Raw genomic sequence first — 21,357 nt, 5'->3', positions numbered from 1 at the left:
TGCCGGCCGTGAGGCTGAGTTGGAGGCGGATGCGCGGTGGATAGCGGCTCARCTCGCGCGGGCTCCGGAACCATCGGCGCTGATGGCGGCGGCGATCGTGACCGCACTTGCACCGAAACCCGCGCGGAACGTCGACAGCGGCGGTCAGGCAGGTCCGGGATAGCGCCATTGCGGGTCCAGCCGTTCCCGCAACGGAAGATCCTTCCCGGGAACCACAATGATCTTCACCATGATCGTTGACAGGACACGGCGTTTCTCCGTGAGGGTGCCTCCGCGCCAGAGTCGGAGCGCTTCCGCTCCGTCCAGGACGGTCACGAGACGCGCGCGGCGGGCCAGTTCGGCGTCGATCTCCCGTAGCYGGGTCTCGTACTGGGCCTCGAGCTGGCCACCCAGCCGCAGGCTGATCTCCTTGGCGGCGATCGCGCGGGGAAGATCGGCCAGTTCGCGTTCCTTCTCGGTCCGCTCGGCCTTCAGCTCGTCACCGTCCGCGACGTCGCCGGTCTTCTCCCAGTCTCGGCGGCGTAGGTAGGCGTCAACCAGGCGGGTCATCAGGTCGTCCGCGTCGGCGGCGTTGATGTGGAACGACTGGTCACACTCGAAGTGTTCACGGCTCTTCCCGAGACGATGCCGCCACAGGGCGTACGCGCGGGGAGAGTTCCGGACCAGGGAACGCCTGCACTTGTGGCACACGTAGTACCCGGCGAACGTGTGCTTGACGGCCGTACCCGTGCCCTTGCGGGTCGTGACCGCTTCCAGCGCCGCGCATGTCTCCCGCCACTCCTCCTCGGTGAGGATCGCGGGGAAGTTCGCCATCGGGCCCTTCACGGTCCAGCCCGTGTGAACGTTTCCCGTCGCGAACAGACCAGCGATCCTCGGGTTACGCAGCATCGCGGAGAGGCTGGCGCGCGTCAGGCTGCCGCTCTTCATCGTGTCGCCCGGGTGCGTGCGCCGGTGCGGGATCCGAAGCCCACGGTCGTAGAAATCATCCGAGACCTTGAGAACGGCCTCACCTTCGCGGATACGCCGCGCGGCCTCGCGTAGCCAGCGGGCCTGCTCCTCGTCGACGGACCACACCGTCACGATCTTCTTACCTGACCGGGTGATCGTCTGGGACCACCCGAACCCCACGGGGCCACCCAGGAACTCCAGGGCTTCGCGCTTCGCGTCCAACTTCCGCTTGACCAGCTCGGACTTCAAACCCGAATCACTGACGGACTTCCCCACCGCGCCATGCCATGAGTCACGGTCGCGCTGCCGGCGGAAATCGTAGGTCGTGGCCTTCTCCCCATCGGTCACGATGAGGCGGCCCCCGATCCGCTGCATGATCTTGCCGAACTCGGCTCCGACCACCGGATCACGGGTGATCCGGCTTTCCTCCCACGCCACGACCAGCCGATACTTCCCGGCGCGCAAGACGGACAGGAACCGCTCGAACTCAGGCCGAACGACGTCTTCCCGCCACGCTGAGACGCCGTCATCGGCCCATGCCCCGGCGATCCAGTATTCGCCGGTCAGGGCGGCGTACTTCTGCCCTCGGGCGAACTGATCCGGGATACGGGCATCCTTGTCGAGATCGGACATCCGTCCGTACCACAGGGCGGGGTCGGCATCGGGCCATTGGGGCAAGGGGCTCAACGGCGGAAATTCCATACCATGATGCTACGACGTTTTAAACACCTATCTGATCCCGTTCGGCGGACTGCTCCTGTTCGCCGGACGGCTGGGCGACCTGGTCGGCGCCAAGCGGATGTTCCTCGCCGGAATCGCGCTGTTCACGCCGGCCTCCCTCGTCTGCGGCCTGGCCCAGAACCCGGAGACGCTGGTCGCCGCCCGTTTCGTTCAGGGGGTGGGGGGTGCGCTGGCGGCGGCTGTCGTGCTCGGTCTGGTCGTCTCCACCTTCCCCAACGCGATCGAGCAGGCCAAGGCGATCGGCCTGTACGCGTTCGTCTCCTCCGCCGGTGCCGCCCTGGGGCTGCTGCTCGGGGCCTGGATCACCGAGGCGCTGAGCTGGCACTGGACCTTCTTCATCAACGTTCCGTTGGGCCTGCTGGTCCTGCCGCTCGGCGCGCGGCTGGTGGACGACGAACGAGTGGTGCTCGACGACCGCAGCATCGACGTCCCGGGCGTCCTGCTGATCACGAGCGGACTGATGCTCACGGTCTACACGATCGTGCGCTTCGCCGACGGCGCGACACCGCTGACCTGGGCGCTGGTGGGGATCAGCGCAGCCCTGCTGGCGGCCTTCGTCGTGCGGCAGCGGACGGCCCGCAATCCGCTCGTCCCGTTGTCGATCTTCCGGGCGCGGAACGTCGCCTGGGCCAACATGGTGCAGGCGCTGATGATCGCCGGCATGGGCGGCATGTTCTTCCTCGGGACCCTATACCTGCGCCAGGTGCTGGGGCTCAGCGCCATGGAGGTCGGGCTGGYCTTCCTGCCCACCGCCCTCATGGTGGCCGTGATCTCCCTCAAGGCGACGCCGCGACTGATGGAGAAGATCGACCCCAAGACCGTGCTGGTGCCCGGCCTCCTGCTCATCACCGCGGGCCTCGCCCTGCTGGCCGTTGCTCCGGCGGACGGTGACTACTGGCGCGACGTCCTGCCCGCCATGGTGCTTCTGGGCGCCGGCGCCGGCCTCGGGTACCCGTCCTCCCTGACCATGGTGATGGCCGATGCCACCGCCGCCGACCGGGGACTGCGCTCCGGGCTTGTCAACACCACCCAGCAGGTCGGACCGGCGATCGGCCTGGCCGTCCTGGCGACCGTGGCCGCCGACCGCACCACGACGCTCGTCTCGCGGGGGAGCACGCACGCCGAGGCCCTGACCGGCGGATATCACCTGGCCTTCTGGATMGGGAGCGGGGCCAGCCTGGTCGCGCTGGTGCTGACGGTGCTGTTCCTCAGGCCGGCGGTGCCGACGAGCGTACCGAAGACCCTCGACCGGGCCCGGGCCTCGCAGCGTCTGACCCAGGACCACACCGGCCTGTCCGACCCGGATTTCCTGGCTCTGGGCCTGGGCGGAACCAACATGATGGCCATGCTCTGGTCGGTGGCCATGGGCAGGCGTGCAGTGGGAGTGGAACTGCGCGGCTCGCCCTACGTGTCGGTGATGCGCTGGACGATGCGCGAGGAGATCTACCACCACCTCGCGATGATCGATTCGATGATGCTGGAGCGGTACGGCGAGGATCTGCTGCCGCGCCTCGGCGACGGCCGGCCGTTCAGACTGGCCGACTGCTTCTTCTCCCGGCACACCAGGGCAGGATCCGTGCGGGGCGACGAGGTGGTGACCGGCTTCGAGTCGGACGCGCACATCGGCGGTCTCGCCCGGCACTACGAGACCATCGACGACCGCTACCGGGAGGGCCGGGCGCATCGTGAGATCAACGTCCTCGACCCCCTGGAGGGCCCGGAGGGGCTCGACCCCGCGGCGTTGGAGCACGACCTCTCGGACGTGCTGGGCAGCCAGTCGATGTTCCAGGTCGGGGCCGAGGAACTGCTCGTCATGCTCCGCCGGTACCTGGAGGGGCTGGAACAGATCGACCGGGACCGGGGCGAAGCCCTGCCGCGGGTGCGCGTCCTGCCCTACCACCGGGTCGCCACGTCGGAGTCCTCCGACCGCGAGCGCCGGTGGCTGCCCTCGGCGCTGCGCCGGACCCCGGTCGCGGAACGGGGCTTCGAGCGCACGGCGGACGGCCGGGTGCGGGTCCGGGTCGAGGCCGTGCGCGAGCTGGACTACCGGGGTGCCTTCCGCCGTGTGCGGGTGCCGTACAGCGAGACGGTCGACCTCGGCACCCCCGGGCTGATCATGATTGCCGAGGGGCTGGACAGCCCGGACGCGGCCCGGCTGGGATTCCGTCAGGAGACGGTGTGCGTGGACCGGGGCGACGGGCGRGGCCCTGTGCCGGCCGAGGCCGACTTCCTGGTCGGCAACGTCGACATCTACCTCGCCGACCGGATCCGTGTCCGTCGCGCGTCGGAGTTCGACCAGGCGGGCAACGAGTACTGGGTCCACCAGCGGTGCGTGGGGCACGAGGAGGACGCGCAGATCGGCTGGACGATGCTGGAGGTCCCGCCGTACAAGACGTTCGACCCGATCCAGGCCGGCCTGGTCCCGGCCGGGACGCCGAAGGACTCCAAGCCCTACTTCGCCGGGCATCAGTTCCTGCTCCGGCGCTACTTCCTGGACCAGACGGCACAGCTGACGGAGATCCCACGCCGGGCCATCGAGTACAACCAGCTCTCCTACGGCCCCAAGCTCTTCACCGTGACGGAGCGGATCGGGCTCGACGCCCTGGTGGCCGCGAACGCGGTCGTGGCCGGTGACTCCTTCGGCAACTCCCACCACCTGACCAGCGGCGGCATCAACACCGGCATGCTCGGTCACGGCCTGCGGGTGCTGCGTTACTGGCAGGCCAGGGAGTCCGGTAGCAGCGCCAGCGACGCGGCGCGTGACCTGGCCGACGGGATCAGGGCGGACACCCGGGCGCTGATCGACCTGTGCGAGCAGGACTTCCGAGCGGCGCCGCCCGCGGCGCCCCCGAGGAAGCAGCAGCGACTGCTGGCGGGAGCCACCCGTCAGCGGCGTTCGATCTTCCCGCAGCGCTACCCGGACGAGTGGAGCCGCATCCAGCTCCGCACCGGCAAGATCTTCGCCTACAACCTGCCCATGCTCGATCCCGAGCACCCCGACACCCGCGAGGCCCAGCCGGTCGGCGCCATGTCGGGTGCCCCGCCGTCCGCCAGCGAGCGGAAGGACCCGCTCGGCGCGGCTCGGGCATGAGGCGAGGCATGGTCCCACCGGGCTACGGACCGGCTCCCACCCCGCAGGAGCTGGCGGACGAGTACGACATCTGCGTGGTGGGCAGCGGGGCGGCGGGTTCGGTCGTCGCCTGGCTGCTCGCCCGGGCCGGGCTGTCGGTGGCCGTGGTGGAGCAGGGTGGGTTCGTCACGGACGAGGACAGCTACGACGACGTGCTGGCCGCGGGGGAGTCCGCCTGGGTRCGGCAGGAGAACGGCACCTGGGCCAAGGTGGGCTCACCCTGGACGACCTGCAACGTGGGTGGCGGCACGCTGTTCTTCGGGGGGGTCCTGTTCCGCCACCGCCCGCTCGACTTCGACCCGGAGACCGTTCTGGGCCGGGCCGACCTGCCGCTGCGCTGGCCGCTTGAGCCGGCGGAGCTGACGGACTACTACGACGCCGTCGAGGATCTGATCGGCGTCGCGGGTGTCGCGGACGGCGACCCCAGCCTGCCGGTCCGGTCCAGGCCGTATCCGCTGCCCCCGGTGGCCACCACGGCGGAGGGGCGGCGGCTGACGGAGGCCGCGAGGTCCATGGGCTGGGCACCGTTTCCCACCCCCCTGGGCGTCAACAGCATCGAGTACCGCGGTCGCCCGGTGTGCGCCGCGGATGCCCCCTGCATCTCACGGCGCTGCCCGATCCACGCCAAGGGGGACGCGCTGGACCGCTTCCTGCGGCCGGCGATGGCCGCGGGCGCACGCCTGTTCACCGGGCTGAAGGCGGAGGCCCTGCTCGGGGACGCGCGTCGCGACGCCACCGCGTTGCGGTGCGTCCGGATGCCGGACGGCGAGCGCGTCGTCCTGCGGGCCCGGCACTTCGTGCTGTGCGCGAACGCCGTGCAGACTGCCGCGCTGCTGCTGCGTTCGACCACCGTGCGGCATCCGGCCGGGCTGGGCAACTCACACGACATGGTCGGCCGGGGGCTCTGCTTCAAGATCGGTGAATATCTGGTCGGGTACTGCCACGAGCCGACCTCGGCGCCCGCCCGCAGCCGGCTGATGGGCCTGGGACCCATCTCCACCTGCTGCGTGACCGACCTCTACCAGGACCCGGCGGCGCCGGGCGGGCTGGGTGGCCTGCTCTACGAGAACCGGCCCGAGCGGACCTACCGGTTACGGGACACCGAACACCTGCTGCGGATCGAGGCGCTGGTACCGGACGAACCCCAACCGGGCAACCGGGTCCGGCTGGGGCCGGGGACCGACGCCCACGGCGTGCCCGACGTCCTGATGGACTACCAGGCCCATCCGCGCGACCTCGCCCGCTCCGAGTACATGCTCGGGCAGGGCGAGGCGCTGCTGCGGGCCGCCGGCTGCGACGTCATCGTGCGGGAGGCGTCCGGGTGGGCGCTCGGCAGCGGGCACCTGCACGGCACCTGCCGCATGGGTGAGGACCCGGCCACCAGCGTGACCGGGCCCGACGGCCGCCTGCACGACGCGGACAACGTCTTCGTAGCCGACGGCGGCCTGTTGCCGTTCCCCGGCGGGGTCAATCCGACGCTGACCATCCAGGCGCTCGCGCTACGGGTGGCCCATCGGCTCCTCGCGGAGCGCTACGCCACCGGTCGCGTCCCGATCGGGGAACTGGTCGGGCCGAGCGTGACCGCGGCGAACCGGTCGCCGAGGTAGTCCGCCACCTGCTCCAGACGGGCGACCTGGTACGGATGCCGCCGGGCGCCGACCACCACCGTGCGGGGGGAACAGCCGAGTCGGTCCGGGAGATCCCGGTACACCCGGTGCACCAGATGTCCCGACCGTCCCTCCGCCTCGGTCAGCGGAAACCGCAGCACGCCGACGGCGTCCAGCCCGCCGTCCTGCACCGACCAGGCCAGTACCCCGGCGAGCAGGACGTCGATCCAGTAGCGCTGGAAGGTCCGCCGTAACAGCGGCACGTGCGATCCCCACCGGGCCGCCAGTACCGTGGTGTCGCCGTGCACCACCTCCTCGCCGACCCGCACGTGGGTCCGCCCGCCGTGGGCCTGGAAGAGATAGGCGTAACGGGCGGCCAGGTCACTTTGCAGGCCGGCCAGGTAGAGGGTGTCCCCGTGCCRGACGCCGTAGCAGTAGCCGAGGAAGCCGTCCCGGCCGGCGTCCATGAAGTTCCAGTCGGCGGCCTCCAGCATCCCCCGGGGCAGCAGCCCCGGGGGGTCGAGGAAGCAGCGCAGCGTCACCGGGCTGCCGAAGCGGGGAAAGCGCCCGCCCACGATGTCGTCGCACACCCCCGCCATGCCGACGACGGCGTAGCCGGTGCGCCGGTAGCCGAAGCGGACCGGCTCCTGCAGCGGGGCGGTGTCGTTGAACGAGTACAGCAGTCGTCCGAGCGGGACAGCCAGGCGGGCAGCGATCTCCTCGCGGTCCGTCGGATCGTCCAGCCACCGCGCCAGCAGCGCCTGCCGTGCGCCCAGCCACGGGTTGCGCGCGACGAACCGGCCGAGGAAGTCCTCGTCCGGGGGATGGATGAACGCGCTCATCCGCGGCTGTGGGCGAGGACGAGCCGGTAGACGTCGAGCAGGCGGCGCGTGACCGACTCCTGGTCGAACTGGCGCGCCCGGTGCGCCCCGGCCGCACCGAGCCGGGCGCACCGCTGCGGCGAGTCGAGCAGCTCCGCGACCGCCTCGGCCAGGGCCGGGGGATCGCAGGGAGGCACGATGATGCCGGCCATGCCGTGGCCGACCACGGTCGGCAGTCCGCCGACGTCGGTCACCACGACCGGCCTGCCGGCCGCCATGGCCTCGATGACCGTGCCACCCATCTCCTCGTGCCGGGACGGGATGACGACCACGGCCGCCTCCCGGACGACGTCGGGGAGGCGGGAGCGATCCAGATGACCCGGCAGTTCGATGCGATCGGCGATGCCGAGCCGGCGTGCGCGGGCCCGGCAGCGTTCCAGCTCGTTGCCGTCGCCGCACATCACGAAGCGGGCCGGGACGCCCTTGGCGACGATCAGGGCCGCGGCGTCGACGAAGTCGGCCCATCCCTTCTCCGGAGCGAACCGGCCGCAGTACAGCACGACCGGCGGTTCCGAGGGCGGTTCGGACGGCGCTTCGGCCCCCGGGCGCTGGAAGTCGGCCAGGTGAACGCCGTCGGTGACCACGTGCACCCGGTCCGGCCCGGTCAGGCCGCGCTCCAGGTAGGCCCGCCGGACCCGGTCGGTGAGCACCACCACCGCGTCGGCCCGCCGGACGGCGTGCCGTTCGAAGAACCGGGCCGGGCCGATCAGCACCCAGCCGAGGGGCGTCTCCGGATGGAAGGTCGCGATGGCGCTGCAGTGCACGGTGAGCACCAGCGGCCGCCCCAGGAGCAGCCTGGYCAGCACGGCGAACAGGAAGGTCCAGGGCAGCTCGCTGCAGTGGACGTGGATCAGGGAGTACTGGCGACGAGTCCCGCGCAGTCGCTTGCCGACGCAGGCGACGACGACGGCGAGTCCCCAGGAGACGAGTAACCCGATGTAGCCCTTGGAACGGGTGGGAATCGGCGCCACCGGCAGGGTGAGCAGTTCCAGCCGGGTGCGCGGGTCGAGCATCAGCGAGCGGGGCATCCCCGGCCGGCGGGGCAGCAGCACGGACTGGCGCACGCCGAGCGCCGACATCTGCTCGGTGGTCTGCATGATCTGGACCTGCATGCCGCCGATCGGCTCGTACTGCAGCTCCCGATGGGTGAGCTCCCGGTCGGCGAGGAAGTAGTAGGGCGTCAGCCGCAGAACGTGCGGCGGACTCCCACCGTCGGGTCCGGCCGCTGCCTGCCGGGGCCCGGTCGTCCGGGTGGTCACTCAGAGGTCCGGGTGGCGGTCGCGCACCTTGGCCAGAGCGGCCACGATGTCGTCCGCGTCGGTCGAGTCCCCGAGCAGCGCCGAGTGATGGAACAGGAGGGTGGTCTCGCAGTAGCGGCGCGCGCCGCCGAAGTCACGGGAGAACGCCCGGTCGCGGGCGGCCTCGGTCCAGGCGGCCGCGAAGCGGCGCTTGGTGTGCGGGCGCAGCATCACGCTGCGGTGCAGGGGAGCGTCCGGTGGATACCAGGTCATGCCCAGCTCGGCCGTCAGGGCCTGGGCCACCCGGTCCAGCGGCACCGCGCCGAAGGTTCCCGCGGGGAAACGGACCCCGTACTCGTAGATCGAACGCAGTTGTACCTGCTCGGGCACGGGGATGGGGCCGAACCCCCCGAGCCGGGCCAGCCCCTGCTCGAGGTCGGCGGCGGTCTTCGCCCGGTGCCGGTGCTGGTCCTGCAACCGGGGAAGCTGGTCGAGCAGGAGGGCGGCCGTCAGCTCCGACATGCAGTAGTTCGCCCCCATCACCTCGCCGTCCTCGACCAGTTCGAGGGTGCCGGCCACCGGGGGGCCGGGGTGATAGCGGCGCGAGTCGGCCCGCAGCTGCTGGGCGCGCCGGTACAGCCGCTCGTCGGCGGTGATGACGGYGCCGCCCTCGCCGCCGGCCAGGACCTTTCCGTTCTGGAAGCTGAACGCTCCGATCGCCCCGAAGGAGCCGACGGCCCGGTCCCCCCAGCGCGCACCGTGCGCCTGCGCACAGTCCTCGATCAGGTGGATGCCGGCGTCCTCGGTCAGGGCGGTGATGGCGGGCAGGTCGGCGACCGTCGCGGCCAGGTGGACGACGATCACCGCCTTCGTCCGGGGGCCCATGGCGTCCCGAATGCTCTGCGCGGTCAGGCAGCCGGTCTCGGGGTCGCTGTCGGMGAGCACGGGCAGCGCCCCCACCCGCAGCACGGCCGTCACCGGGGCGACCCAGGTCAGCGTGGGCACCACGACCTCGTCGCCGGGACCGATGTCCAACGCCTCCAGCGCCACCACGAGGGCGCTGGACCCGTGGTCGACACTCACCCCGTAGGGAACGTCGCTGTAGGCGGCGAAGGCCTCGGCGAACCGCCGCTCACAGGCGTGGGTGCCGTCGCTGGCCCAGCTCACCGCCCACCGGCGGGATCGCAGCGCGTCGAGCAGAGCCTGTTCGCTGGCCGCGTCGTACTGGGGCCACTTCGGCCAGGGACGGTCCCGCCGGACCGGCGTACCACCGAGAAGGGCCAGTTCACTCATGCCGTTACCCCCTGCTCCTGGCTGGTGGCGCCGGCCGTCCGGTCGCCGCCGACGTGGAAGAAGAGGCGCAACGGTGCCGGTCCGTCGCGCTCGAGCACACTGCGGTACGAGGTCAGCGGGACCGGGTCGCCGGTCAGGGGACCCAGGCGGACCTCGCCGGCAACGACCTTGGCCAGGGCGGTGCGCAGCTGCCCCTGACCGGACAGCACACCCTGCACGGTCAGTTCGCGCAGCATCACCGTGCTCGGTTCGACGGTGACCGCCTCGGCTCCCGAGTAGCCCACGAGCACGTAGACGCCGCCGACCGCGGTCGCCGTCAGGCCACGGGGGAACACGCCGGCCGCTCCGGTGGCGTCGAAGACAACCTCCGGCAGGTCCGGGTGCCAGCCCTCGATACCCGGGTCGGCGTCGACGCCGAGGTCGGCGGCGATCCGCCGGCGGGACTGCAGGGGATCGGCCACCCGTACCCGGGACGCCCCGGCGCCGCGGGCCAGCTGGGCGACGAGCAGGCCGATCGTTCCGGCGCCGATCACGCCGACCGACCGGCCGGACACCGCCCCGGCCCGTTCCACGGCGTGCAGGGCCACGCCGAGCGGCTCCAGCAGGCAGGCCTGGGGGCCCGGGACCTGTGGCGGCAGCGCGACCAGGTTGGCGGCGGGGATGGTGAACAGCTGGGCGAAGGCACCCGGGCGGGTGAAGCCCACCTCGTCGATGTCGGTGCACAGGTTCGGCCGTCCCGCGAGGCAGGCGGGGCACCGGCCGCAGAGCCGGAAGTTGTCGCCCACCACCGCCCGGCCCACCAGCTCGGGGCGGTCGGGGGCCGCCAGCACCGTGCCKGACCACTCGTGCCCGGGAATCACCGGGTACTCGGCGTCGTGCAGGGTCCCGTCCAGCAACCGCAGGTCGGTACCGCACATGGCGGCGAAGTCGGTCGCGACCAGGGCCTCGCCCGGACCGGGCTCGGGCCGGGGACGCCGCTCCAGGCCGTGGTCACGGTGCCCCCGGACCACCAGGGCCAGCATGTCGTCATCGGTCATGATCATGCGTCCGGATTCGGGCTGTCGCCCAGCCGGTGGACGAAGAACGCGCGACCGTGCCATCCATAGCGCAGGAACTCGCTGTAGTCGTAGAACCCGTCGGTGCGGGCGAAACACTCGCGCATGGCCCGTCGCATTCCGAACCGGGGATTCGCGCGGTTGCAGTTGTAGTCGTCCATCAGCAGCACCGCACCGTCGGGCATCAACCGGTGKGTCAACAGGTGGTCGAGCACCTGGGACGTGGACGCGTAGAGGTCGCAGTCCAGGTTGGCGATGGCCACCGGGCGGGTGATGGGTGTGGACAGCAACGTCTCCTCGTACATCCCGCGCACGACGGTCCAGTCCCGGTCGCCGAAACGGGCGGTGAACTCCCGGYGCAGCATCTCCTCGGTGCCGGGTGGGGCCGCGTCCTCCGATTCGCGCCAGTAACCGGTGTCGGCGACCTCGTAGGAGGCGACGTCCACCGGATCGACGCTCTTGGGGAAGCCCGCGAAGGAGTCGTACAGGTACAGATTCCGGGGATGCAGGACGTCGTAGAATTCGTGCATGGCGTTGAACTCCACGAGGAGATCGGCCAGGAGCAGCGAGCTGAATCCCTGGAAGCAGCCGAACTCCGCCACCGCACCGGGGATGTGGCACCCGTAGACGTACTCGAAGGTGGCTCGGAAGGCCTCGCCGTAGATTCTCCGAGCACGATCCTGGTCGTGGTAGGTGGCGTTTTCTATACGGTCGGGCGTTGGCATGTGTTCCACCTCGTCAGATCGCTCACCGGRCCACCGCGTCGTACAGGGTCGGGTCCACGTCKATGTCCATGTTCAACTCGCAGCAGCGGTAGCAGATMGGCTGCAGCCCCTGCCGGAGGGTCTCCCGCATCCGGGTGTAGGTCTCGCCGTGGAACACCTCCCGCAGGGATCCGTCCCGCAGCGACCCCATRACCGTGTCGGCGAACGTGGTGCAGCTCACGACCTGGCCGTTGGGAAGCACCGTGGTCTGGGCCCAGAGCTTCACACAGGTCCGCTCCCGGACGGTCTGGTGCCACCGGGGGGTGAAGAACCTGCTCTTGTCCTCGTTGCTGTAGCRGACGGGGGGGACCAGGACCGACACCGAGTCGGAGGTGTTCATCGCCTCGTCGAGCAGGTCGCGCAGCCGCTGCGGATCGAGGTCGGCGTGCTGGTGTTCGTTGCAGTACCCGGCCCAGGACAGGAAGGGCCGGCCGGTCACGGCCTCGAAGGCGGCCCGGGAACCCTCGCCCTCCGTGCGGGTGAAGAAGCTCGACAGGCCCACCGTGATCTCGGACAGGCCCAGCCGTTCGGTGAGCCGGACCATCTCGGGCAGGTGGGTGTAGTTCATGCCGGTAACCACGAAGTTGATCGCGACCTTCGGCCCCCGGCCGGCGCGCCGCGTCTCCTCCTGCAGGGCGGCCAGGCCCCTCATGGCCCGCCCGAAGGCGTTGCGCCCGCGGATGGGGTCGTTGACCTCGGGAGAGGGGCCGTCGACGGACAGGTAGACGTCGTCGATGCCGCTGGCCACGATGCCGGCCGCATGCCGGTCGAGCAGCGTGCCGTTCGTGCTCATGTCCAGGTTGCAGGACGGCAGCCGTTCCTTGGCGATCCGCATCAGCTCGACCGCGTGATCGTGCATGAGCGGCTCGCCGCCCATCATGGTCAGGTAGGTCGTCTCCGGGGTGCCGGTGTCCGCGGCGAGCTCGTCGACCAGCGCGGTCCACATCTCGAGGCTCATCTGGTCGCGGCGGACGTCCGCCAGCCAGCCGCTCTCGGCGGCCGAGTCCCCGTACATCCAGCACTCACGACAGGTCAGGTTGCACGACCAGTTCACGAACACCGTCACGTACCGGGGCATGGTCCTGACCACCGGGGTCAGTGGAATCATCGCTGGGCTCCGAATCTCGTGTCCGACAGGTCCGCTCGACCGAGCAGGTTGGCCAGGGCCTCGGTCGCCCATGGTTCGTCGGTGCGCAGCCGCTCACCGCCTTCCGCCGCGAGGTACCGGTGCAGGACGGGCAGGTGCTCGCCGGGCAGCTGGGAGGGGTAGTACAGCACCCCGCGCTCGATGGCCCGCCGGTACGGACCGGCCGCCACGAGGGTCCCGGCCCGCGTCGGCGCCGGGCCGGTCGCCGCGGCGTAGGGCAGGTCGGCGTACCAGACCACCGAGGGTTCCGGGACGAGGCAGGGGGCCACCGCGTCCACCGCCCGGCGGACCACCTCGTGATCGACATGGCCGCCGACGGCCATCGGGGCCAGCAGGAACCGCGGCCGCACGGCGGCCGCCAGCGCGGCCAGCCCGTCGGCCACCCGGCGGACCAGCCCGGGGTCGGCGGCAGCACCCATCTCCGTGTCGTCCGTGTACCCGCGCAGGCTGGCGTCCGGTAGCCGCAACGACACCAGGGCGGCGCCGGCATGCCGGTCGGCCCACGCCGCGTCCTCGGCCGTACGCAGCGCGGTGACCGAGGCGGCGTCCCCGTGCGCCGCCGACCCCGGCGCATAGCGGCTGCGCCCGAAGACGGTCACCGCGTGCAGGTCGTGTCCCGCGCCGGCCAGCGTGGCGACGGTCGCACCGACGGACCAGGCGAGGTCGTCCGGGTGCGGGGACACCAGCAGCACCGTCGACCCCATCAGATGAACTCGTCCAGGAGCCGGTAGTAGTGCTCGCGCACGGGATCGGGCTGTCGGCCGCAGCGGGCCAGCAACCGGGCCGYGTGGCCCGGACCGTAGCCCCAGCGGGTGCATTCCTCGCCGATGTTGCGCACCGCCACGGCCAGGTCCAGCCACACGTCGGCGACACCGCAGCGGCCGACGTCGAGCAGCGCGGTCGGGGCCAGGGTGTCCGGGTCGAGCAGCACGTTGTCCAGGCAGAGATCGCCGTGACAGACCACGAGCTGCTCCTGCTCCGGTGCCGGGGTGGCGTCGAGTTCCCGCTGCAGGTCCTGCGCACTCCAGCCGCGGTGGCGTGGTTCCAGGTCGGCCAGGTCGACGGTGCCCGTCCGCACGGCGTGCCGGGCGGCCGGGAGGGTGATCCGCAGGGTGCGGTCGAAGGGACACCGGGCGGCGGGCAGGCCGTGCAAGGCGAGGACGAGTTCGGCCACCGCGTCGATCACCCGGTCGAGCCGGTCCGCCGGCCAGGGTCCCGCCGCGGGGACCCCGGGCACCTCCCGGGTGACCAGCCACATGTGCGTCTCGTCGGCGCCGACGTCGACCACCTCGGGAACCGGAATCCCCTGCCGGGCCAGCCACGAGAGCCGCTCGGCCTCGGCCTCGGCCTGAAAGCGATGGTCCTCGCGCCCGCGTCGCGGCGCCGACTTCAGGTAGTGCCCGTCGAGCCGGTACACCCGGGTGCCGTAGGAGCGGGTCACGACGTGTGCCCAGGCCCGGTCCGGGCCGGGTCCCGGTGCCGCGACGGGTCGGGACGGAGCCTCAACCACAGGACGGATCCAGCCGGCGGGCCAGGGCCGGGTCCCGCTCCACCACCGCCTGCACGGTCTGTTCGATGCGCTGCCGGACCACCTCGTCGTCGAGCTCACCGCCGAACGCCTCGGCACGGAACTGGGCCAGGCGTTCCGGCGACAGCGCGTCCGCCTCGAAGGTGTGCCGTTCGGCGACCTCGCGGGCGCCCTTCTCGAAGGCGGCCAGGGCATGATCCACGTCGGCGTCGGTGAAGGCGGTGGTGACCATGTGGGTCCCGCTGTCCTCGAAGTAGGCGCCGTGGTCGAAGGCGGCCCGGTAGACGTCCCACGAGATCTGCTCGGAGGGCATCACGACGTCGAACATCATCGGCGGGCCGGCGACCACGGCCGGGATACCGACCGCGGCGAGGACGTCGCGCATCCCGTCGCGCAGGACCCCGCCCAGCCGTTCGGCGTTGGCATGGGCCTGCGTGCCGTCGATCTCGTCCAGCACCGCCAGGGCGGCGGCCATCGGCGGTACCTCACGGGTGTACGTGCCCGCGACCCCGGCGGTGTCGTAGGCGTCGATCACGTCCCGCCGGCCCACCACCGACGAGATCGAGTGCCCGTTGCCCAGGCCCTTGCTCATGGTGATGAGATCCGCCGGGACGTTCCCGGTCCCGTTCAGCCCCCGCACCCCCCACCGGAAGGCGGTGATCACCTCGTCGATGATGAACAGGACGCCCTTGCTGGCACACAGCCGCGACAGGCCGCGGTAGTACTCCTCGTCGAACCAGGCCGGCTCCGGTGTGACGATCACCGCGGCCACGTCGTCGCCGAACGCGTCCAGCATCCGGGCCAGGGCGTGCCTGCTGTAGCCGAAGCAGCCGATCCGGTTGCCCGCGTCATAGCCGATGCGCAGGTAGGACAGGTGCCAGTCGTGCCAGCCGTGATAGCCGGAGGTGAGGATGACGTCGCGTCCGGACGCGGCCCGCGCCAGGCGGATGGCCGCCGTGGTCGCCTCCGACCCGGTCTTGCTGAACACGGCCTTCTCCCCGGCCGGGTAGCGCTCRCACAGTCGCTCGGCCAGCTCGATGCGGGGCAGCGAGAGGGTGCTMGCGAAGACKGTGCCRTGCTCGGCGATGCAACGGGTGATCGACTCCACCACCCGCGGATGGCGGTTGCCCAGCAGGAGGGCACCGCTGGCGGCCGTGACGTCGAGGATCCGCCGACCTTCGACGTCCTCCATCCAGGAACCTTGGGCCGAGACGAAGACCGAGGGAAACCGGGTGCCGATGTCGTAGTCCTCCGCGGYGGTGCACCGCCGGGCCCGCTGGATCGTCTCCTGGTTGGTCAGCGCAGTCACCCGAGAACCTCCATGTTCGTTGTCAGCGCCGTTTCCAGTTCGGTGAGCACGGTGGCCGCCACCGCGGCGCCGACCGGATCGGCCAAGGTCGTGCTGATGGTGAAAGCACAGGGGGAACCGGTCCCGGCGTTCTGACGCCCACCGTGCGCGACACCCGTGTGGAGGGTGACGGCCGCGGCGATGACGTCCCCGGTGAAGGTGCAGGAGTCCGCCGGTAGCCGGGCCGGGTCCAGGCGCTGCATGCTGTGGAAGCACCCGTCGGGATGCACGCGCACGGTCTGCCGGTCGACCGCCACCGGCACCGCCGGGACCTCGAGCTCGCCGTGCGGGCCGAACAGGTCACCGCTGTGCTGGACCAGCCGTTCCAGGGCCTGCTCGGTGGTCGCCGCGGCTCCCCGGCGGCGCGCGTGCGCCCCCTCCAGGAGATAGCCGGTCCACTGGGCCATCGCCTGGGTGACCACACAGRCCCAGTACAGCTCGGCCGGGCTGAGCCGGTCCGAACCGATGGCGAAGTTGAACTGGTCGTACAGCGCCAGTTCGGTGGTGGGGGTGATCAGTCCGGTGCGCAGGCAGCGCTCGAAGTCGGGGGAGCCGGGGATCGGGTAGAAGGGGTTGGTCCAGAAACGCACCCCGGCGAGCATGAGGTTGACCGAGTCGCGGGCGAGCTCGCTGCACTCCTGGCCGAGCAGGCCGACGATCAGCGAGGCGCCGACGTCCACCCCCTGTTCCCGGAACAGGGCCGCACCGTCGTTGACCTTCTGCAGCGAGGTGAAACCCTTGCGGATGCGGCGCAGGCGGACGGGGTCGGTGGTCTCCAGGCCCAGGAACAGGCTGCGGAACCCGGCCGACACCATGTCGTCCACCAGGGAGCCGTCCAGGTCGACCACGGTCATCCCGTTGGGCAGGTGCAGTTCGACGTCCAGCCCACGGCGGGTGATCTCGCGGCAGATCTCGCGCACCCTGGGCACGTCGAAGGTGAAGTTGTCGTCCTCGACGAAGAACCGGCGGATGCCGTGGTCGGTCACGTAGTGCTCGATCTCGTCGGCGACGTTGTGCGGGCTGCGGGCCCGGAACTTCCTGCCCACGGTGGCGTGCACCGTGCAGAAGGAGCACGAGAAGGGGCAGCCGCGACTGGTGATCAGCGTCGCGGTGGAGTCGTAGCTGCTCATCTCGAGCAGGTTGACCGCCGGCAGGGGCAGGCCGTCCAGATCGGTGAGGAACTCGGTACGCGGCTGCACGTGGACGCCAGGGCCGCCCGGCGGACACCCGCACAGGCCGGTGCCGCAGCGGTAGGCCACGCCGGCCAGCCCGGTCAGGGGCGCTCCGTCCAGCAGGGCCTGCACGATCTCGACCACGTTCGACTCGGCCTCGCCCAGCACCAGCGCGTCGAAGGCGGGCTCGGTCATGGCGTGCTGGAAGGCGACCGTGGGGTGCTGACCGCCGAGCACGACCCGGGCGTGCGGCAGGATCCGCCTGGCGAGCCGACCGAGTTCGTARGCCGGCTCGTAGTACKGGGTGAACATGCAGGACACGCCGACCAGGTCGTAGCCGCGGCGTAGCTGCTGCTCCAGCCGGTCCCAGCGCGCGCCCCAGTGGACCAGGTGCCCCCAGCGCGGATGTGCGGCGACCTTGGCACGGTCGGCCGCCGTGTAGTCGGCCGGGTCGACCACGTGGTTGTCCTCGGTGTTGGCCAGCGCGTCGAAGATGTCGACCTGCATGCCCGCCGCACGCAGGCGGGACGCCAGGTAGGCCAGGCCGATCGGCATGTGTCGACCGATCTCGATCATGCAGGCCCGGATCGGCGGTTTGATCAGAAGTATCCGAGGGGCCCCCTCGGCGGGCGTCCAGGTCATGGTTACCGATCCTCGGCGGGCGTCGCGGCGTTCTCATGGGCCGCGTAGTACGACAGCAACAGTTCGTGGATGTCCTCGTCGGCGAAGAAGAGCATCTCCGGGGGCGGMACGAACGCCGAGTCGATGCGGTCCAGCATGGTGGTGAAGGCGGAGCGGAAATGCTCCTCGATCATCGGAGGCCAGTCCTCCATGATCTTCCAGTCGTGCTCGTAGGCGGTCCCCATGGTGTGCAGGACGGCGGTCGCCAGGCACTCGTCCCGGGTCATCGCCTGGATCGGTGGCCGGATCGKGGTGAAGACGGACAGGTCCATCCCCACGGCGCCCGGGCCGTCGAGGATCAGGTCCGCCATGTGGGTGGCCAGTAGCGGTGACTGGTGCAGCCCGTCCCGGTAGGTCCCCGTCATGAGCCACAGCCCGGCCAGACCGGTCGAACCGAGCAGCGGGAAACCGYCGAGCGGGATGGGCCGGTTGCCGATCAGGGTGCGCTCGACCCAGCCGGCGTTCAGGTCGGCGCGCAACTGCCGGGTGCCACCGAGGAGCAGGTTGAGCTCGCCGATGGCGGCGGAGGTGCCGKGGTGCCGTTCGACCTCGTTGGTGGCCCCCAGGTAGATCAGGCCGTCGCCGCGCGGGACCACGTGCAGACCGCAGGCGAAGGCCCGGTTGGGCGTGCGGATCACCCCGGTGGGGATCGCCCCGGTGACGGTGCGGACCATCAGGGCGACCCCCCGTCCGGCGACCACCGGCGGGATCAGGGCGCGGACGTCCGGCGGCAGGCAGTCCAGCAGCCCGGTGGTGTGTGCCCCGGCGGCGAGCACCACCTGTCCGGCCGCCACGCTCCGCCCGGAGGCGAGCCTGACTCCGGTGGCCCGGCCGGCGGAGACGACCACCTCGGTGACGAGGTCGTCGATCAGCGTGCCGCCGCGGCGCCGGATCGCCGTCTCCAGAGCGGTCAGCAGGGCCGGGCTGTCGACGGCGTGCTCGCCGGGGATGTGCATCGCCCGCAGGGGACGGGAGGTGGGGACCGGATCGAGCCAGTCGAGCGAGGCCGGATCCACCTCCTCGTAGGGCTCCTTGTACTCCTCCAGCGCGGTCCGGATCGCCTCGTACCCGCCGGTGTCGATGTCGTGGACACCGATCGTGTTCAGGATGACGGTGGTGCCGTGCGCGGTCCGGATCGCGGTCTCGTCGGACTCCTCCAGCAGGGCCTGTTCCCAGTCCGTCCACAGGGCTGTGGCGCGGAAGTCCATCTCCAGCTTGAGCCGGCCGACCTCACTGCGCAGGAGCTGCGGGGTGACCYCCCCGAAGCACCCGTTCATGGCGCCGGCAGCCGCCGACGCGGCCCACGGCCGTGCGGACTCGCCGACCACCGCGACCCTGAGGCTCCGACGGGCGAGCACCAGTCCCAGTGACATGCCGACCGAACCGTTACCGACGACGACGACATCACACGTAGCCGACGGATCGCCCATGACTTCTGCTCCTCTCGCGCAACACTTCTCACCAGTCCGTACCGGTCGGGTCCCGGCGGGGGATCATGTGGGCCGCGGCTATGCTGACCGGTGGCGACCGGGAGCCGGCGTAGGGAGAACAGTGGCGGTCCGTGACGGTGGCGGTTCGGCCCCTGTGGGCTCGCAGGAGCAGGCAGTGGACCGGGTGCGGGAGACCGTGGCCCGCAGCCGCAGGTACGGGGCGGTGGCCCCCGAGACGGTGCGTCGTCTCGCCGAGCGTGCCCTGGTMGCCTCCCGGGGGGACGAGCCGGAGGCGGTGAAGCGCACCAAGCGGTCGCTGCACGAGATCTACGGCGCCTACCTGCCGGAGCGGGCCCCCGGCTACCCGGGGCTGCTGCGCGACATCGGTGCGGCGGTCGGGGGCGGGGATCCGGACGCCGTCGCGGCGGCCGTGTCCCGGGCGATGCGGGTGCACGCCTCCACCCGTGAGCGGCTTCCGTACCTGCGGGAGTTCTACGCCGCGGTGTTCGGCGCCGTTCCCACGCCGGCCGTGGTGCAGGATCTGGCCTGCGGTCTGAACCCGCTGGCCTTCGGATCGATGGGCCTGCCCGCGCAGACCACCTACCTGGCCTCGGACATCGACTCCCAGCAGATGGAGTTCCTGGACCGGGCGCTGGACCTGCTGGAGGTCGAGCACCGGGTCGAGGTGGTCGACCTCGTGTCGGGTGCCGTGCCCGCGCAGCACGCCGACGTGACGCTGGTGCTGAAGACGTTGCCCCTGCTGGAGCGCCAGCGCGCCGGCGCCGGCTGGGAACTCGTCGACGCGCTGAGGTCGCCGTTCGTGGTGGTGAGCTTTCCGACCAGATCGCTGGGGCAGCGTTCGAAGGGCATGTTCCAGACGTACTCGGCCGCCTTCGAGGCGCAGGCGGCCGAGCGGGGCTGGACCTTCGACCAGGCCGAGATCGCCAACGAGCTCATCTACATCGTGCGCAGGTGACCGGCCGGGGATTTCCCGGCCCGCGGCCGGATCGACCCGGCAGGCATCGGCCCGGCAGACACGGCCCCCGGGCGGTCTCCCGGTACTCGGAACAGGTCCACCGACCATGGTCACCGGTCCTCCGGGCGACGCAGCACCATGAGGACGTCCCGCGGACCCGGGCGGGTGGGGGCGCCGCGGCGGGCGGACCACCGGGCGGCGAGCTGCCCGGGGTCGACCGTGCGCAGGAGGCTCGGGTCGAAGGCGGGAAGATCCAGGCGGTAGTCCAGCTCGTGCGTGGCACTCACCTGCACCCAGTCCAGACCGGACCCGAGCGCGGCCTGCACGTAGTCCTCGAAGAACATCCGGTTGACGGTGTCGCTGTCGAACACGTGCCAGACCAGGAGATCGATGAGGTCGGCAGGCAGTGCACTGGCCAGCAACGCCCGCAGCTCGTCCCGGGAGTAGGCGAGATGGGCCCAGGGCGGTAACAGGGTGTCGCGCCAGAAGAGCAGGTCCTGCTCCCGGTAGCGCACGTACTCGAGCTGGTGCCCGTCCACCGCACTCCAGATCGGGCCGAAGTGCGCGTACAGCAGGCCCCCGGGACGCAGGACCCGGTGGACCTCGGCGAGCACGGCGGGTACGTCCACGAACTGGAAGGCGTTGCTGGAGAACACGGCGTCCGCGCCGCCGTCGGGTACCGGCATCTGCTCGGCCGGCACGGGCAGGACACGGTACCGGTCCCGGGCGTCCCCCCGGGCCGGGCGACGGGGGTCGACGGCGACCCAGGAAGCCACGTCGCAGGCCCGTGCGTGGTGGGGGGGAAGAGACCCACCGATCTCGACCACGTCCGCTCCGGCCAGTGGTACCCGGGCGGCGAAGTCGGCGAACACCGCCTCCTCGTCCAGGGCGAGCCCCCCGATGACGCTCATCGGGCTCCCGGTGCGGTGAGCGTCGCGTGCTCCAGGGCCACCGGGCGGCGGCGGAGACGGGACTGGGTCACCGCCTCCGCGATGCGCAGCGCGGCGAGGGCGTCGTCGAGCGTGCAGGGACTGGGACCGCCGGTGCTCACCATGGTCACGAACGCCTCCATCTCGGCCCGGTACGCCGTGGCGAACCGGTCCATGAAGGACGACCAGGGCTGCGCGGCGGGTACCGGCCCGTCGGGTTCGACCGAACGCAGCGGCACCCGGGCGTCGAGGCCCACCGAGATGCTGGCGGAGGTTCCGGCCAGATCCATCCGCACGTCGTAGCCGTGCCCGTTGTAACGGGACGCCTGCAGGGTGGCCAGGGAACAGTCGTCGAGGGTCAGCAGCACCACGGTCTCGTCCACGTCGCCGACGTCACCGAAGTACTCGGCGCCGCGCCGGGCACCTGCGGCGAACGCCTCGACCACCTCGCGTCCGCTCACCCAGCGCAGGGCGTCGAAGTCGTGGATC

17 protein-coding genes are annotated in these 21,357 nt (G+C 71.3%); 3 read left to right on the top strand and 14 right to left on the bottom strand.

The genetic code is table 11. The annotated features are described in order from the left end of the window. Positions 1–144: 144 nt before the first annotated feature. Positions 145–1,650 carry a recombinase family protein gene (locus CcI156_RS15540; RefSeq protein ID WP_076806464.1) on the bottom strand — a complete coding sequence of 502 codons (1,506 nt, stop codon included), beginning with the start codon at positions 1,648–1,650 and terminating at the stop codon, positions 145–147. 31 nt (positions 1,651–1,681) lie between these two features. Here CcI156_RS15540 and CcI156_RS27000 point away from each other — a divergent pair, with 31 nt between their 5' ends. Next, complete coding sequence (locus tag CcI156_RS27000; RefSeq protein ID WP_371681813.1) at positions 1,682–4,780, top strand: MFS transporter; 3,099 nt, start codon at positions 1,682–1,684, stop codon at positions 4,778–4,780. Positions 4,781–4,788: 8 nt separating this feature from the next. Beyond that, positions 4,789–6,426, top strand: coding sequence for a GMC oxidoreductase (locus CcI156_RS15530; RefSeq protein WP_011437741.1), 1,638 nt, complete (start codon positions 4,789–4,791; stop codon positions 6,424–6,426). Here the strand turns inward: CcI156_RS15530 and CcI156_RS15525 are convergent. The 11 genes from CcI156_RS15525 to CcI156_RS15475 are packed head-to-tail and all read right to left on the bottom strand — an operon-like array spanning position 6,351 to position 18,963. Beyond that, the gene (locus CcI156_RS15525) at positions 6,351–7,268 is read right to left on the bottom strand and encodes a hypothetical protein (RefSeq protein ID WP_076806459.1); all 918 of its coding nucleotides are present in this window, start codon (positions 7,266–7,268) and stop codon (positions 6,351–6,353) included. The genes CcI156_RS15530 and CcI156_RS15525 overlap by 76 nt on opposite strands. Beyond that, a complete protein-coding gene (locus CcI156_RS15520; RefSeq protein ID WP_076806458.1) occupies positions 7,265–8,566 on the bottom strand; it encodes a glycosyltransferase family 4 protein in 1,302 nt (433 codons plus the stop codon). The genes CcI156_RS15525 and CcI156_RS15520 overlap by 4 nt, the downstream gene beginning before the upstream one ends. Then, positions 8,567–9,838: a DegT/DnrJ/EryC1/StrS family aminotransferase gene (locus tag CcI156_RS15515; protein WP_076806456.1), complete on the bottom strand. Its 1,272-nt coding sequence runs from the start codon at positions 9,836–9,838 to the stop codon at positions 8,567–8,569. It abuts the gene before it with no gap. Then, positions 9,835–10,875 (bottom strand): zinc-binding dehydrogenase, encoded by a 1,041-nt coding sequence (locus CcI156_RS15510; protein WP_023841786.1) that lies wholly within the window; start codon positions 10,873–10,875, stop codon positions 9,835–9,837. The genes CcI156_RS15515 and CcI156_RS15510 overlap by 4 nt, the downstream gene beginning before the upstream one ends. Before the next feature lie 2 nt (positions 10,876–10,877). Then, positions 10,878–11,618, bottom strand: coding sequence for a TylF/MycF/NovP-related O-methyltransferase (locus CcI156_RS15505; RefSeq protein ID WP_139341519.1), 741 nt, complete (start codon positions 11,616–11,618; stop codon positions 10,878–10,880). Positions 11,619–11,640: 22 nt separating this feature from the next. Further along, entirely contained in the window at positions 11,641–12,765 is a 1,125-nt protein-coding gene (locus tag CcI156_RS15500) for a radical SAM protein (protein WP_076806451.1), read from the bottom strand. Then, positions 12,762–13,508 carry a PIG-L deacetylase family protein gene (locus CcI156_RS15495; RefSeq protein ID WP_011437748.1) on the bottom strand — a complete coding sequence of 249 codons (747 nt, stop codon included), beginning with the start codon at positions 13,506–13,508 and terminating at the stop codon, positions 12,762–12,764. The genes CcI156_RS15500 and CcI156_RS15495 overlap by 4 nt, the downstream gene beginning before the upstream one ends. Next, entirely contained in the window at positions 13,508–14,314 is an 807-nt protein-coding gene (locus CcI156_RS15490) for an APH(3') family aminoglycoside O-phosphotransferase (RefSeq protein WP_175637601.1), read from the bottom strand. The genes CcI156_RS15495 and CcI156_RS15490 overlap by 1 nt, the downstream gene beginning before the upstream one ends. After that, on the bottom strand, positions 14,307–15,641 hold the full coding sequence (locus tag CcI156_RS15485) for an aminotransferase class III-fold pyridoxal phosphate-dependent enzyme (protein WP_076806449.1): 1,335 nt from the start codon (positions 15,639–15,641) through the stop codon (positions 14,307–14,309). Before CcI156_RS15485 ends, CcI156_RS15490 begins: the two co-directional genes overlap by 8 nt. After that, a complete protein-coding gene (locus CcI156_RS15480; protein ID WP_076806446.1) occupies positions 15,638–17,494 on the bottom strand; it encodes a B12-binding domain-containing radical SAM protein in 1,857 nt (618 codons plus the stop codon). The genes CcI156_RS15485 and CcI156_RS15480 overlap by 4 nt, the downstream gene beginning before the upstream one ends. Before the next feature lie 2 nt (positions 17,495–17,496). Continuing rightward, a complete protein-coding gene (locus CcI156_RS15475) occupies positions 17,497–18,963 on the bottom strand; it encodes an FAD-binding oxidoreductase (RefSeq protein ID WP_076806445.1) in 1,467 nt (488 codons plus the stop codon). A 121-nt stretch (positions 18,964–19,084) separates the two neighbouring features. Here CcI156_RS15475 and CcI156_RS15470 point away from each other — a divergent pair, with 121 nt between their 5' ends. Then, positions 19,085–19,939: an Rmt family 16S rRNA (guanine(1405)-N(7))-methyltransferase gene (locus tag CcI156_RS15470; RefSeq protein WP_011437753.1), complete on the top strand. Its 855-nt coding sequence runs from the start codon at positions 19,085–19,087 to the stop codon at positions 19,937–19,939. 110 nt (positions 19,940–20,049) lie between these two features. Here CcI156_RS15470 and CcI156_RS26240 read toward each other — a convergent pair whose 3' ends face one another. Both CcI156_RS26240 and CcI156_RS15460 read right to left on the bottom strand, forming a co-directional pair. Then, positions 20,050–20,850, bottom strand: coding sequence for a class I SAM-dependent methyltransferase (locus CcI156_RS26240; RefSeq protein ID WP_011437754.1), 801 nt, complete (start codon positions 20,848–20,850; stop codon positions 20,050–20,052). Continuing rightward, on the bottom strand, positions 20,847–21,357 hold a 511-nt coding region (locus CcI156_RS15460), incomplete at its 5' end, for a Gfo/Idh/MocA family oxidoreductase (protein WP_254847452.1). The genes CcI156_RS26240 and CcI156_RS15460, both read right to left, overlap by 4 nt.

Source organism: Frankia sp. CcI156, from assembly GCF_001983015.1.
Taxonomy (GTDB): Bacteria; Actinomycetota; Actinomycetes; order Frankiales; family Frankiaceae; genus Frankia; species Frankia casuarinae.
Note: the sequence above shows the minus strand (reverse complement) of the source record. Positions and strands in the feature narration are given on the sequence as shown.